Origin of the sequence: Streptomyces sp. NBC_00376, assembly GCF_036077095.1 — a bacterium.
GTDB lineage: Bacteria > Actinomycetota > Actinomycetes > Streptomycetales > Streptomycetaceae > Streptomyces.
Genome location: NZ_CP107960.1, coordinates 39,528 through 52,433, shown reverse-complemented (window position 1 = coordinate 52,433; position 12,906 = coordinate 39,528). Strand labels below are relative to the sequence as shown.

13 protein-coding genes and 2 pseudogenes are annotated in these 12,906 nt (G+C 67.3%); 3 read left to right on the top strand and 12 right to left on the bottom strand.

The annotated features are described in order from the left end of the window. The first annotated feature begins 23 nt into the window (after nucleotides 1–23). On the top strand, nucleotides 24–239 hold the full coding sequence (locus OG842_RS00280) for a hypothetical protein (protein WP_266726482.1): 216 nt from the start codon (nucleotides 24–26) through the stop codon (nucleotides 237–239). A gap of 90 nt (nucleotides 240–329) precedes the next feature. Here the strand turns inward: OG842_RS00280 and OG842_RS00275 are convergent, their stop codons facing one another. The 9 genes and pseudogenes from OG842_RS00275 to OG842_RS00235 all read right to left on the bottom strand — a co-directional run bounded on the left by OG842_RS00275 (nucleotide 330) and on the right by OG842_RS00235 (nucleotide 8,031). Continuing rightward, nucleotides 330–758, bottom strand: a complete 429-nt coding sequence (locus OG842_RS00275) for a hypothetical protein (protein ID WP_266726481.1) — start codon at nucleotides 756–758, stop codon at nucleotides 330–332. 58 nt (nucleotides 759–816) lie between these two features. Next, complete coding sequence (locus OG842_RS00270; RefSeq protein ID WP_266726480.1) at nucleotides 817–1,650, bottom strand: hypothetical protein; 834 nt, start codon at nucleotides 1,648–1,650, stop codon at nucleotides 817–819. Nucleotides 1,651–2,034: 384 nt separating this feature from the next. Continuing rightward, entirely contained in the window at nucleotides 2,035–2,637 is a 603-nt protein-coding gene (locus tag OG842_RS00265; protein WP_323185676.1) for a DUF6207 family protein, read from the bottom strand. Nucleotides 2,638–2,808: 171 nt separating this feature from the next. Continuing rightward, nucleotides 2,809–3,066 (bottom strand): hypothetical protein, encoded by a 258-nt coding sequence (locus tag OG842_RS00260; protein WP_266726478.1) that lies wholly within the window; start codon nucleotides 3,064–3,066, stop codon nucleotides 2,809–2,811. 285 nt (nucleotides 3,067–3,351) lie between these two features. After that, nucleotides 3,352–3,957, bottom strand: coding sequence for a dihydrofolate reductase family protein (locus OG842_RS00255; protein WP_266726476.1), 606 nt, complete (start codon nucleotides 3,955–3,957; stop codon nucleotides 3,352–3,354). Between the two features lie 127 nt (nucleotides 3,958–4,084). Beyond that, a pseudogene (locus OG842_RS00250) lies at nucleotides 4,085–4,583 on the bottom strand (DUF6233 domain-containing protein). Nucleotides 4,584–4,620: 37 nt separating this feature from the next. After that, a complete protein-coding gene (locus OG842_RS00245) occupies nucleotides 4,621–5,433 on the bottom strand; it encodes a GNAT family N-acetyltransferase (protein WP_266726474.1) in 813 nt (270 codons plus the stop codon). Nucleotides 5,434–5,707: 274 nt separating this feature from the next. Then, nucleotides 5,708–7,540 carry a TniQ family protein gene (locus tag OG842_RS00240; protein WP_266726472.1) on the bottom strand — a complete coding sequence of 611 codons (1,833 nt, stop codon included), beginning with the start codon at nucleotides 7,538–7,540 and terminating at the stop codon, nucleotides 5,708–5,710. Continuing rightward, the gene (locus OG842_RS00235) at nucleotides 7,537–8,031 is read right to left on the bottom strand and encodes a hypothetical protein (protein ID WP_266726470.1); all 495 of its coding nucleotides are present in this window, start codon (nucleotides 8,029–8,031) and stop codon (nucleotides 7,537–7,539) included. Before OG842_RS00235 ends, OG842_RS00240 begins: the two co-directional genes overlap by 4 nt. Nucleotides 8,032–8,222: 191 nt before the next feature. On the opposite strand from OG842_RS00235, the pseudogene OG842_RS00230 reads away from it, so the two are divergent. Beyond that, nucleotides 8,223–9,613: pseudogene (locus OG842_RS00230) on the top strand (IS1380 family transposase). A gap of 130 nt (nucleotides 9,614–9,743) precedes the next feature. Here the strand turns inward: OG842_RS00230 and OG842_RS00225 are convergent. From OG842_RS00225 to OG842_RS00215, 3 genes are all read right to left on the bottom strand, one after another. Continuing rightward, on the bottom strand, nucleotides 9,744–10,361 hold the full coding sequence (locus tag OG842_RS00225; RefSeq protein ID WP_266726468.1) for a hypothetical protein: 618 nt from the start codon (nucleotides 10,359–10,361) through the stop codon (nucleotides 9,744–9,746). Between the two features lie 381 nt (nucleotides 10,362–10,742). Next, the gene (locus OG842_RS00220) at nucleotides 10,743–11,267 is read right to left on the bottom strand and encodes a Mu transposase C-terminal domain-containing protein (protein ID WP_266726466.1); all 525 of its coding nucleotides are present in this window, start codon (nucleotides 11,265–11,267) and stop codon (nucleotides 10,743–10,745) included. After that, a complete protein-coding gene (locus OG842_RS00215; RefSeq protein WP_266726464.1) occupies nucleotides 11,264–11,614 on the bottom strand; it encodes a hypothetical protein in 351 nt (116 codons plus the stop codon). The genes OG842_RS00220 and OG842_RS00215 overlap by 4 nt, the downstream gene beginning before the upstream one ends. A 588-nt stretch (nucleotides 11,615–12,202) precedes the next feature. Between OG842_RS00215 and OG842_RS00210 the strand changes: the two genes are divergently transcribed. Beyond that, nucleotides 12,203–12,877, top strand: a complete 675-nt coding sequence (locus OG842_RS00210; RefSeq protein ID WP_266726462.1) for a hypothetical protein — start codon at nucleotides 12,203–12,205, stop codon at nucleotides 12,875–12,877. The last annotated feature ends 29 nt before the right edge of the window (nucleotides 12,878–12,906 follow it).

Genomic DNA, 12,906 nt, shown 5'->3' with positions numbered 1-12,906 from the left:
TGGTGCGTTCTTGCGGCGCGGACATGCCGCAAGAAGGCGTCCGCCTCCGGCACCTGGTGCCGGAGGGGCCCGGCGCGGAGCCGACTCGGCAGCCGGCTCTGATCCAGAATGTGGTGACCGGGGTGCGCCAGTTCCTGCTCCACGGCGTCACGACGAAGGCGGTGCCGTCTGCTATGGCCCAGCTGTACGAGGTTGCGGCGCTCTGGGACCTGCCGGAGCGGGCTGGGGAGAGGGGTTGACCGGCTACCGGATGCGGCCCCCGTACGGGTGAAGGTGCCGCGCAAGAAGGGCGAGCGGGCTACCGAACGGGAGATCGTGGCGCTTTCGGCTCAGGCCCCGACGTCGAAGGCGATGTGGCGGTCGTCCAGCTTCACCGTGCTGTCGTCCCCGCTGAATTGGAAGCCGCCGGTCTTGACCGCGCCGGTCAGGGCAACGGTGCAGCGACCGGCGGGCAGGCCGGCAAGGGCGAACTCGCGGGTGAAGAAGATCGGGTAGGGCGGCTTGACGCCTTTCGCCATGATCTCCTCGGTGCCGATCACCGCTCCGTCGGGATCGGTCAGCGTCAGCGTTCCGGTGACGCGCGGAACGCTGCGGTCGACCAGTCTGTGCCCCTCGCTCTTCCAGCAGACAGCGTCCCAGTACCACGATTTCGCCTCGATCGAGACGACGGCCTTCTGGTAGTCGTCGCTGTCCCAGCCCAAGGTCAGGGACAGCCGGAGGGACGCCTTCTTTATGACTTCAAAAGCCGTGAGATACAAGACTCGATTTCCGTCTTGCATGAGCCGGTGAAGTCGGGAGGCCCGGCGCATCATTGCTTCAACCGGTGCAGCCGGGCACCGTGCCCGCACAGTTCGTCGGCACGTTGCCGCGGACACGGCTGTTGTTGAGACTGACTGTGCCGCCGGTCCTGAGAATGCCGCCAGCGCCTACGCCGTCTGTGGCCGTGTTGCTATTGACGTTGGACCGGATCAGATTGACGGTGCCGCTGAGATTGACGATCCCACCACCATCACCCGCGCTGTTTTCGTTGATGTTGCTGTTCCGGACCGTCAACTGGCCTCCTGCGTTGGCGATTCCTCCCCCCTGATTTCCGGCGCTGTTTCCGATAACTCGACTGTTGGTGATGGTCCCGACGCCGTCAGCGATGAATCCACCACCCCTCTGTGTAACCGTGTTGTTCGTGATGGTGGTGCGGTCGACGGTGATTGTCGTGTTTGAAAGGCCGCCGATCCCGCCGGAGAAAGCAGCGCTGTTGTTGACGATGTTGCTCCGGTTCACGGTAAGAGAACCTGAGCCGATCACGCCGATGCCCCCGCCGAAGTTCGGACTCTCGCCGACGGCGTTTCCGTTGGAGACGGTTGCGTTGTTCAGGGTGAGATGGCCCGAGACCGTGAGAATACGGAAGGCTGACGCCCCGGTGTCGCGGGTGATGGTGTCACCATTCGCGTTGATTGTGATGTTTCCAGTCACGTCCGGTAGCCGCATTGTCAGGTTGTACACGCAGTCCGGGGCGAGTGACAGCGTGGCAGACGTTGCGGCGTTGGCCATTGTGATAGCCGTTGACAGGGCACTCTCGTTGCAGGCGACGAACGGGGCCGGCTGCGCGGCCGCCGGGAATGCAGGCGCACCGACAGCGATGGCGATGCCCATGCTGGCGACCTGAGTGACGCGCCTGATTGACGTGCGAACAGACATGATGTCCCTTCGGTTCATAGGGGAGCCTGTGCCCTAAGGCACTTTTCTGAGAAAGTATGGCACCGGCGGAAGGGATAGGCTCATATGTGCATGCGGCAAGAACTGTGGTCCACCTAATCAGCCGAGCATGAGTGATTCGAAGCTTCGCGAATTGGTGGCGGGATTGACGCTGGGGTGTGAGCTGGAGTTGTGTCAACTTCGTTGAGAACGCGCGTGCTTGTTGCATGTAGCTTCTGCGTCTAAATGGCACTGGCTGTGTTCTTGCTGGCCAGAGACGTTTCGCCTGGTCAGCGTGGTGTGGCTTCCCGCTTTTTCCGGTGGCGGGTTTCGGCGAGGTGATCAATGCGGATCTGGTCGAGGCTGGTCTTCGTGGTGCGTTCGCTGCCATCGAGGATCACGGTGATCGCGGCCTGGCGGATCAGCCGGGTCGGGCTCCCGATCCGGCCGGCGGTGCGCTGGTGGAGATAGGCAGCGAGGCGGGGGGAGTGTCCCGGACCGGTGCGCGCGGAGACCGAGAGCGGTTTGTACCGAGGTGATCAGTTCCCTGAACGGCTGGCGTCGGCCGGGGCGGGTGAGAGGCGCACCGCACTCGATGAGTGACGCCCGTCCGGCAAGCTGCGTCCCACGCGCACCGCTGGACAAGGCGGTCGTGGTGACGTCGATGCCCACGTACGGGCGGCGGAGCCGTTCCGCGGCGTCGGTCCTTACACGGACAAGGGGTGATCGAGCAGGGTGGTGTCCGTCCCGCGCGGCATGTGATGTCGGCGTACACGCGCGCCCGCACCCCCGGCAGGCCGGGGTCGCTGCGTACGGGGTGATGCCGGAGGTGGCCCATCGCTGTTCCAGCACGGCCATCACGGCGTGGGCGGTGTCCTCGTCGGCGGCGGTGATGTCGAGGACCACGTGGCCGGGCTCGTCGATGTGCTGGGCGTCGATCTTCATGCCGCCTGCGACGCGGCGACCGCCCGGCGGGTTCGCCGAAGCGGTGCACGCCATCCGTACGAGCGACGTGAGGACCTGCTTGGCGGGGCGGCGGTTGACGGACGCCGCCTGCCCTACGCCCGGTGGCGGGGGAGGGATGCCGTCGCAGACATTGGCCGGGATCGCCCGGGGTCAGGGGGCGTCGCCGGCCCAGTGCCATCGGCCGGGTTCGCCGGGGCGGGGTTCGTAGTCGGCGCGGCCGCCGGCCCCGTACGTGCCGTCGTTCGTGATCAGCATGGCCTTGGTGGCTCGTTCCTCGTGGGTGACGTCGACGAGCTGGCCGTCCAGGGCGCCGCCGACGAGCTCGACGTACTCGCGGCCGGGCTGCTCGTAGGGGGCGGGGTCGTCGTGGTCGGACCCGTACACCCGTCGCCGGGGAAGTGCAGTCATGCGATCAGGCTGGCACCGGCCGTCCGGCGACGTCATCCGTTTGTGACTGAGCGCTTCAGTTGGCCCCATCGGCCATGTAGAGCGCTCAGCTCGCGAGGCTCTGCCCAGGGAAGCGTCCAGCGGCGCATCCGTATCCGGAAGGTGGATCTTTGCGGAGACCGCGGCCTGGGAGGGCGTACGTGGGCTGACCTGCGACGGCTCGGGGCCAGGTGGGCTGGGCGCCCTGACGTTGGCCGTCCGCCGGCGTCGGCCTGGCGGCCGTCCGGACCGGCGGACGGGGCGTCGTCACGCAGGGACGCTGAGCGGCGGGTTCTCGAGCACGCGGGGCTTGTACTCGACCAGCTGGATGCGGCCGTCGAAGGTGCGGTGCTCGATCATCTCGAGGGCAACGTCCGGATAGCCGTCGTAGATGCGTTCTTCACCCGTGGCCCCGGTGATCACCGGGAACATCACGACCCGGAAGCGGTCGACGAGTCCGGCTCGTAGCAGGGACCGGCACAGGCTGAGGCTGCCGATCGTGCTGAGGAGCCCCGAGCCACTCGACTTCATGGTGCGGGCCGCCTCGACAGCGTCGTCGCGGACGAGCGTGGAGTTGGCCCATGTCAGTGGCTCCTTGAGAGAGGAGGAGAACACCACCTTGGAAGCTTGCGTGAGCTCGTCGACGGACGCCTCCTCTTCGGGCCTGAACTCGTCTTGGCCATTCGGGACCTCGCCTGCGGCGAAGCCCGACATCAGGCGGTAGGTGTTCGCTCCCATCAGGTAGGTGGCCTCGGGCTGCTTGCCGAGCCATGCGAGGTACTCCGGGCCCTCGAGGCCCCAGAACCCGGGCCATCCCTCTCCCGATGCGTGGCCGTCGAGGGAGGTGATGAAGTCGACGAGAAGCTCCGACATGGCGGTGTCCTTTCCTGGGGTGTCACGAGCTTGGACCTGCCGGGAGCCGCAAACTCATCGGCCGCGCTGTGGAGTAACGAGAAAACAACGACAGCGGCTTCACCGTCACCCGCCGCTGACCCGCTGCTCAGTTCTTGCCGAAGCCCTGGTCGAAGCCCTTGAGCACGGGGTCCAGCTGGAGGGCAGCGCCGCAAAGAGAGCAGAGCCGGGTGCCGGGGTGCTGCGCCGCGTCCGGGCCCCGGCCGTGCTACCTCGCAGTCGACGGCGTGCACAACGCCCCGGCCGGGCCCGCGCCCGCCAGCCTTCGACAGCACCCAGCCGGACGGGCGGCGCGGTCCCAGCGCCTGCTGGACGGGCGAGGGCGGCTCCAGGTAATCGGTGGGCACGGTGTCGTACGAGACGCCGTCCACGGGCCGCACGTGGTCAGGGGCGCGCACCCAGACCCGGTACTCGGCAGGCTCCACCGTGTCCTCGGGGCCGTTGCGGTACGCCGGGAGCCCGACCTCGTACCTCCAGCCGTCACGGGCCTGCCTCCGGGACCACAGGTGCGCAACGACCTCCTGGTCCCCGGGCAGCAGCACCCGGATGGGCACCGGGACCGGCTCGGGGGCGGAGGACGTCGTCATGCCTTCCACCATACGGACGGCCGCCCGGGTCATCGGCTCAGCGCGCGGGGCCGGGCAGGACGCCACGGATGACAAGCTGCCGTCCGTAGAGGGTGGGCATGTCCTGCATCTGAACGCCGGTGCGCAGTGGCTTCACCGAGAAGCAGAAGCCCTTGATAGGGCCGTGGCAGACGAGCCCGAGCGGCGTGGGGATGCAGATTCCGTCGGGGGAGAGGGTGAAGCCGAGCCCGGCATAGAAGTCCGTCAGCTCCGGCTCGTGCGTGACGTACAGGATGGCCGCGCCGAACTTCCCCTCCTCATGGGCGCCGGCCGCACGCTCTACGTCGGCGACCAGGGCGCGGGCGATGCCCTTGCCGCGCCACGCTTCGACCACCGCGAGGGAGTCCAAGGCGGCGACCAGCCCGGCGATGATGTGCACATTGGGCGACCCCATGAGCATGGGATGGGTGAACGCCCACGCCGCGGGCAGCGCCATCGTGCCGCCGACCAGCGCACCGGATCCGGTCTCCTGCACCGCGCGGACACGCGTGTACTTGTCGGCGTCCAAGCTCTGGCGGATCGCGGCAGGAAGCTGTCGCCAGGAGCCATCGGGGTTGTCCGGGTCGGCCAGCCGCATCACGGGCTCCAACGCGGCCGCGTCGGACGGCGTCGCGTCCCGGATGACCACGCCATCCGGCAGGGCCGGGACGGTCACCGGGATGACCTCGCCCGGCTGCACCGCGGCCCTGGATGCTGGGGCGGCGTACATGCGCTCGCCCATCACGTTCCCCGAGTACAAGCGCTCCGCCTCGCGGCGCGCCGGATTCCCCGACCGCCGAGCGCCCTTGCGTGCCCCGTTCCGCTTCCCCACGCGTTCCTCCCCTTGCCACCCGAAACCCTCCCCCACCCGCGCAGCCTCCTAACGCCGGTCAGCGAACGTCGACTTGGGCGCGAGGGCCCAGCCGCTGTCCACAGGCGATCCGTGATTCCTGGAGGCATGAGCGATCACGAGCAGCAGCCGGCCCCGCAGCGCGGCAAGGTCCTGGAGGCCCTCGCGCGGGCGGAGAGGAAGTGTAGGTTCCCGCGAACTACGTCCCCTCAGATCGTGCTGAGCTGTGGGTTCGTGGGGCGATCCCACAGGTGTGTCACCCTCGCATTTCCATGGGGCTGTCCATTTCCCTGGATTGCTCGGGGCTGAGTAGATCCTGCACGGGAACCCGGCGCGCGGCGGGTGTCAGTGAGTAGTAGACCCGGCTGTTCCCGACCCCGCCGCGGCGCAGGCGGTCGCTCGCGAGTTCGCGCTGGCTTCGTAGCCAGCCGGCGGCCCTCAGGCGTCGGAGCTGGACGTAGACGGTGGAGACGTCGATGCCGGTGGCGGTGTGGATCTCGGCCGCGTAGGTCTCTGAACCTGCTTCGTAGAAGAGATGCCGCAGGAGTGGCAGCAGGGATGGTGGGACGTTGATGTGTGCCGGGAGGTCAGTGCCTGGTAGAAGTCGAGACACAGGGGTCCTCCTGCCGCCGTATGTGAGGAATGCGTTGACCAGCACGTTCTCGGTGGGCATAGGCGTGATATCCGGCCCCAGGGCGTGGCGCATCAGCTCTTGAGCGTGCGCTTCGTCAAGATGCCGAAGCAATGAGGCGCCCTCGATCGTCGCCTGGTGAGGAATGGGGGGTGCTGCCCGGGTGAGCAGTTGAGTGCCGATCGCGGTCTCCAGCTTTTTGATCTGCTTGGTGAGGCTGGACGGCGAGGTCCCAAGGTAGGCCGCAGTCGACGCCAGCGACGGGAATGCCATGTGGATTTGGAAGCGGCGCAGACGGAGCCATCCGTGGAACGTCCCTTCCACGGCCGCCCGGATGTCCCGAAGCAAGGACTCGTCGAGTCGGGCGATTACCTCTCGGCGGCTGTAGGCGCCGACGGGCCGCAAGATGACACCGAGCTCGCCGAGCCTTCGTTTGACTGGGCCGTCGCTGGTTCCCATGTCGCGCGCGATCTCCCTGGTACTTCGCAGGTGAACGATGTACTGCTCACGCAGCCAGCGATCGTCGACACTGATCGGCCGGCAGCCGATCTTCAAGCTGCGGCCGAGTTCCTTGTATCTCTCAAGGATGATCGGGTAGGGCAGGCCGAGGTCCTTCGCGATCTGACGTACGGACCTATTGCGCGCGTTGTACTCGCGGTCTAAGAATTCATCCGTGATGAAGGTGCGCGCCCGTTCACGCGTCAGCCATGCCCCGAACAGCGAAGAATGGTCCGCGGCCTGCTGGGAAACGAGTTCCCATACCTGGTGCGAGACGGTGTCCATATCGGCGGTCTGTCCCGTGGAGAGTTCGTTCTCCAGCTGAGTAAGCAACCGGTCCACCGTGGGGAAGATCCTGCCGGGGGCGTCCTGACCATGGAGGTCAAGGGCGTCCAGCTGCTGCTGAACGGCGATCAGGGGGTGCTGAGGGCCGAGGCTGAGCGGGTCCACGGCGCTCATGTCGGTTCCGCAGATGTCGTTGGCTTTGGAAACGGGTTTGTGGAGGCACTGCGAAGGCCGGTGCAGATGGACCTGACCTGGGACTCGCTGTCTTGGCGAAGTTCCGCAGCTGGGGCAGCGAGCATGGAGGAGGGCCTGGTGGCGGGTGCAGGCGAACGTCCAGGGGAGCCACCAGCGCAGCTTCCAGCGCCCTTGCGTCTCGGCCAGACACTGAGGGCAGAACCGGCAGCGTGGCGACCGTTGGCCGAAGAGGTCGCCTGGAACGACGGCTTCGTCGAGGCGTCCTGCAGGAAGGGCGAGCCGGACCTCAAGGCCGTGCAGCTCCTGTTCGTCCAGGCCGCTGACCAGCCTGTGGGCGCCTTCGGCCCTCGGCAGGCCGAACGCGGCGATGAGCGCGGGCAGTGGCATCCAGCAGCGCCGGGCGACGGCCTCCAGCCAACTGTCCAGGCTTTTGCCGGGCATCGGGGCCACCCGGATGGACAAGGTCCTCGGCCCGGTCATTCCGCGGTCCGCTTCGGCCGGCTCACCAGACGGCCCGAGGTAAGAGCCTGATCGAGCTCTTCGCGGGCGCGCTCGGCCGCGGCATCGTTCTTCACGTTCTCCAGCAGCTTCGTGTCGATGTACTCGGTGCCGGTGCGTACGGCTCTCTGGCAGCCGCGGTTGATCAGCGTCATGAGCGAGCCGATGTGCCCGCTGCTGCGGGCGAACAGGTAGTCCGACGGATCGTCCGCGAGCATCCCGGGGCGCTTGCCGGACAGGACGATGCGCTCTTCGATCGCGAGGAGCATGTTGCGCCACTCGGACCGCCCCCGCTCGGCGTTGATGTTGAACGGGGCCATGCCGAGGCGGGTGGTGCGGCGGCCGGTCTGGGCGAGGACCGCGTTCTTGTATTCGGTGCCCTCGCTGAACAGGCCGCGGGTTTCCAGCCCGACCCCGATCAGGAGCAGGGTGACCGGGAACTCGTTGGCGATGTACTTGAAGTGATTGCTCACCTCGATGCCGGCCCGTTGGTTCCAGCGGAGAAAAATGCAGATCGTCGACGATCAGCAGCTGTGTCTGAGCCCGGATCCACCGGCTTGATGCCTGTGGATAGCTTCTCCGAAAACGAGGAAGTGCCTTGTGACCTGCGATGATGGGAGTTCTTCACGCTTCCAGCACGCACGATCAGCAAGGCACTTCCGAGATGCAATCTTCCCATGCCTCAGCGAGGGTCTCCGCACGGTTTGATGATCCGAATCTGGTCGGGTACGGCGGGCTGGCCCCGGTGGTGCGGCTGGCCGAGCGGTGCGGACTGCCCGCACTCGTCGACGAGCACGTCCGGCTGCCGGCCTCGAAGGACGGCACCGGGGCCTTCCCCGCGGCGAAGCTGATGTCGCTGGTCGGCGGCATGGTCGCCGGGGCGGACAGCATCGATGACATGGACCGGCTGCGGCACGGTGGGCTGCCGCGGCTGTTCAGCGGGGTGCGGGCGCCGTCCACGCTGGGCTCGTACCTGCGCTCCTTCAGCCACGGACACGTGAAGCAACTGCACGCGGTGGCCCGCCGGTTCCTGCCCGAACTGGCCGCGCACACCCCGCTGCTGCCCGGCGCCGACCAGGTGGCCTACGTGGACATCGACGACACGATCCGCCAAACGTACGGCTACTCCAAGCAGGGAGCCGGCTACGGATACAGCAAGGTCAAGGGCTTGAACGCGCTGCTCGGGATCGTCTCCACCCCGCTGGCCGCTCCGGTGATCGCCGCCACCCGCCTGCGCAAGGGACCGTCCAACTCCGCTCGAGGTGCGGCTGCGTTCGTCGCCGAATCGATCCGCACCGCGCAAGCGTGCGGCGCGAGCGGCCTGCTGGTCGTGCGGGCCGACTCCGCGTTCTACGGCGCCGATGTCGTGAACGCCTGCCGGGCCCTGGGCGTCCGGTTCTCGGTCACGTGCGGATGAACGCCTCGGTCAAGGACGCGATCGCGGGCATCGACGAAGCCGCGTGGAAGGCGATCAAGTACCCCAAGGCGGTGTGGGACGAGGAGGGGCAATGCTGGATCTCGGACGCCGAGATAGCCGAGACCACCTACGCCGCCTTCACCTCCAAGCCGAAGAAGCAGCAGGTCACCGCCCGTCTGATCGTGCGCCGCGTCAAACGGCTCAACTCCCGGGCGGTGCCCGAGGGGCAGGGCACGCTCTTCGCTACCTGGCGCTATCACGCCGCGTTCACCGACTCTCCGCTCTCCCTCTTCGATACCGAACGTGATCACAGGCGGCACGCTGTCGTGGAACAGGTGATCGCGGACTTGAAGAACGGCCCGTTCGCCCACGCCCCCTCCGGGCACTTCCAGGCGAACGCCGCCTGGTTCGCGCTGGCCGCTCTCGCGCACAATCTGACCCGCGCCGCCGGCGCCCTGGCGTCCGCCTTCCACGCCAAGGCCACCACCGCAACGATCCGCGACCACCTGATCAACGTGCCGGCCCGCCTGGCCCGTTCGGCCCGGCGCCTCATCCTCCACCTGTCCGAACACTGGCCCTGGGCCAACGACTTCAACCACCTCTTCGACCTGGTGCACGCGCCACCACCCACCACCTGAGAAGCCTTGGCCACCCCGCCCGCAAGGGCCCGAGACCGCCGAACACGTGGAAGAGCTGGACAGACCAGCGGGTACTCCCTGCTCGAACGGCCAGATCATCTCGCCGACCGCCAGGACAACCCCGAAACGATCACTCCGAAATCAAGCCGGTGGATCCGGGCTCAGCTGTCAGCATGCTGTCCAGGGCCCGATAGCCGAATTCCGCCGCGGTGCCGCGGAAGCGGCCGGGGTGTTCGTAGTACTCCAAGATCGCCCGGTTGAAATCGCGCATTCCCGTGTTCGCGGTCAGCCCGACGCGACAGACGGGCCAGCGTTGATGTCCGGCGTCGGTGAGTTCGCCTTCCTCGCGCAGGATCCTCCGGTGGAGTTTGCGGGCGAAGGCCAGCGCGGCCGTAGTCTTGCCCAAGCCGGGGAAGGCATCCAGCGCGATGCCGCTCTTGATCCTGTCGCTGTCCTGTTCGTTGCTGTCGAAGATGTCCCAGAGGTCTTCGTGGAGGGCCTCCATCTGCGGAATCCACAGTGGTCCGAGGTTCGCGTGCCACTTGCGCCGACCGTGGTTGTACTCGGCGAGGGCGTTCTCGCTCAGCACCTTCATCTGGCGGCGGGTCAACGACTCGGGCCGCGGCCGTGGTGGAGCTTCGGCGAAGCGCTGGAACCCTTCCTTGTGGGACAGGGTGAGCTGGTCGAGCCGGGACCGCAGGTCGTAGGGTGCGTCGGCGGAGCGCGTCCTGGAGCGATCAGTCTTCATCCGCGTCCTTCAATGCCGTGGCGTAGAAGTCGAGCTCCTCGTCGAGCTCTCTTCGAGGCCGTCGGCGTGGTCGTCGCCGGTCTCGGGTTCCAGGTGGCCGGCGGATTCCAGCGAGGGCGCCTGGGGCTGGGCTGGCAGGGTCAGCACGTGGGCGACCGAGGTGAAGCTGGACGACGGCGCGCTCCCTGGGCCCGGGCAGCTCGTCGCTGAGCTGTTCTCGGGCTAGCCGCAAGGCCATCCGCCGCTCGGCGAGCGAGTTGCCCAGGTCGAGATTCCAGCGCGCAAGCAGGAGCGAGAGGGCGAGCCGGTCGTCGGGGTAGGTGTACTTTTTCGCTGCGAGCCGTCGGGCGAACTGCAGAGCTTCTTCACTCAGCGGCATGTTCAGGCTGGGCCCGTGCTCCCACTGGAGGGTGTGCCAGACGCGTTCGTGGTCCCGGAAGTAGATCCTGGTGACGTCGTGGGGTCCGCGCAGAAGGGAAGCCGACGTTTGTCGAGGCCGATGGCGGATCCTGCCATGTCCCGCAGCCCGTCGAGCCAGTCGCCGTTGTAGCGGCGGCCGTTGATCTCAACACCGTAGTGCTGGACCGTGCGCATCGTGACGTCGAGGAACTCGTAGGCCAGGTTCGGGTCGCGGGGCACCTCGATGTAGCCGGCCCGCGCGAGTCCGTGCTCGAACATCGCTGCCGGCGACAACTCCACGTTCGGCAAGTACGGATCGAGCAGGCCCTCATGTGGTCTGCGGTGGTACGACACCGCCGTCCACTCGCGGATGATCGCCTCCAGCTCGTGGTGGAAGAAGAAGGCGTCCTTCTCCGGGTTCAGCCCGCGCGAGTGGATGTCCGGTCCCTTGTAGCCGGGCAGCCGCTGCAGCAGGTCTTCGCGCAGGGTGCGGAAATACCGCTTCACCGGCCCCTTGTCCCGGCCCGTGCGCAGGCGAGCCGGCTGCACCGAGATCCCATCCGGTGGCAGACGCTGGTCAGGTGCGCCGACAGGTAGATCTTGCCGTGGTCGACGATCAACGTCTCCGGAGCAAGCTTCGGCCCCCAGACCCCGGTGACGGGTCCGTGGACGGCCTCAGCCTCTACCAGCACCCCGCGCGGAATGCCGTGCTCGGGCCAAGCCGCCTCCCTCGGCCAGCTCTGCGGGATCGGCTTGGGGCGGTAGGACTGATAGAGGACGGCTGTGGCGTCGATCGCCTTCGTCGACACCGGAGTCACCCGCAGACCGATGATGCAGCGGGTGTGCCAGTCCATCGCGACGTTGTGGAGGTAGTTGCAAGCTGACCGTTGACCGGTGGTCAGAGTCTTCTGGGGCTGTGTCGGTGGGCTGGTGCCGTCATTCTCCGCCGGGCCCACCCGCCGACTGTGACCGTGAGCTCTGGCATGATGGGCGTCATGACGCAGACCCGAAAGGCCGATGGCGCGTAGGCCGCCCGGCGCCATCCGCGCTCAGCGGTGGCCAGCCCGAAGCATGACCCGTCCCGTCCGCCAGATTCCAGGCATTCCCCGCCGAACTCGGGCGGCCATCAACCAGATCGAAGCCTGGCACCTTTGGCCCGGTGCTGTTGCTGAGGCCCTGCACCGATACGAGAGTTTCCTCCAGAGGCCCGGCCGATACCTGTATTTGCCTTGGGACGGCTGCCCCTGCTGCGACCCGACGGACGCCCGGGACACCCTCGAAGACGCCCTCCGCCGACTGCCGCCCGCAGCGCGGGGAGGGCTGCGCAGGATCGTCGCCCGACTCGATGAGGAATTCCTCCGTCGCACCCTGCCCGACCCATCTGCCGCATCGGTGAGTTCATGGCATGCAGCAGCGTGGTGGCGGCAGCGGATCCGGGAGATATGACCGCTGACCTGCTGCCGGGCAGCGTTCTCATAGGTCGGGACGAGACGGACATCGTCGAGCGCGCGCTTTTCATCGCCCTCTATCACCGGCGCCCACCTACGGACGGCGAGCCATCGGTGGAAACGTGCCGATCCCTCTTCGACGAGCTTCGTCGCGTCAGATCGACGGAACCGCCTCCGGAACCCGAATCTCGCCGGCTCGCCGCCGACGGCGTGCAGCTGCAGCACGGACGGGTGGACTGCGTCCTGATCTCGGGCTCTGCCTGGTCCACCGCCCAGTCTGCCCTTCTCCTGGCCTGCTTCGACGACACCTTGTGTGAGCACGACTTCCAGACCATCGTGGGTTGGTCACGCAGCGACTTCCACGCTCTCGCAGCGCAGTGCGAAATCCTGGACGCCGAGGGTCTGCGAGCCGAGCTCTTCCGTGCCCGGGCACTGGGGGACGGTCTCCGGCACTGCAAGCTGCTGACCTTCGCCCTCGACCACATGGACATGGACCCGACCAGCAGGGATGTGGAATCGGTAGAGAGGAGCCTTTCGGAACTGGACAGCGCCTGCGACGTGGAGGTTCTCACCGATCTGCTCGCCAGAGCTCAGGCCAAGGCGCTCAAACCTCGGCGCCGCTCCAGGGGACCGAAGTCTGGCCTCCGTGGTCAACGGCCCTGCCGGTGAGGGCCGTTAGGCACGGCTTGCGCCATCGC

What these genes read in the sequence shown, in the direction of transcription:
- OG842_RS00265 (WP_323185676.1), bottom strand. Translation starts at nt 2,637, where the DNA reads ATGAAGATCGACGCCCAGCACATCGACGAGCCCGGCCACGTGGTCCTC.
- OG842_RS00240 (WP_266726472.1), bottom strand. Translation starts at nt 7,540, where the DNA reads ATGACCGGGCCGAGGACCTTGTCCATCCGGGTGGCCCCGATGCCCGGC.
- OG842_RS00225 (WP_266726468.1), bottom strand. Translation starts at nt 10,361, where the DNA reads ATGAAGACTGATCGCTCCAGGACGCGCTCCGCCGACGCACCCTACGAC.
- OG842_RS00280 (WP_266726482.1), top strand. Translation starts at nt 24, where the DNA reads ATGCCGCAAGAAGGCGTCCGCCTCCGGCACCTGGTGCCGGAGGGGCCC.
- OG842_RS00255 (WP_266726476.1), bottom strand. Translation starts at nt 3,957, where the DNA reads ATGTCGGAGCTTCTCGTCGACTTCATCACCTCCCTCGACGGCCACGCA.
- OG842_RS00210 (WP_266726462.1), top strand. Translation starts at nt 12,203, where the DNA reads ATGACCGCTGACCTGCTGCCGGGCAGCGTTCTCATAGGTCGGGACGAG.
- OG842_RS00270 (WP_266726480.1), bottom strand. Translation starts at nt 1,650, where the DNA reads ATGGGCATCGCCATCGCTGTCGGTGCGCCTGCATTCCCGGCGGCCGCG.
- OG842_RS00260 (WP_266726478.1), bottom strand. Translation starts at nt 3,066, where the DNA reads ATGACTGCACTTCCCCGGCGACGGGTGTACGGGTCCGACCACGACGAC.
- OG842_RS00215 (WP_266726464.1), bottom strand. Translation starts at nt 11,614, where the DNA reads ATGGACTGGCACACCCGCTGCATCATCGGTCTGCGGGTGACTCCGGTG.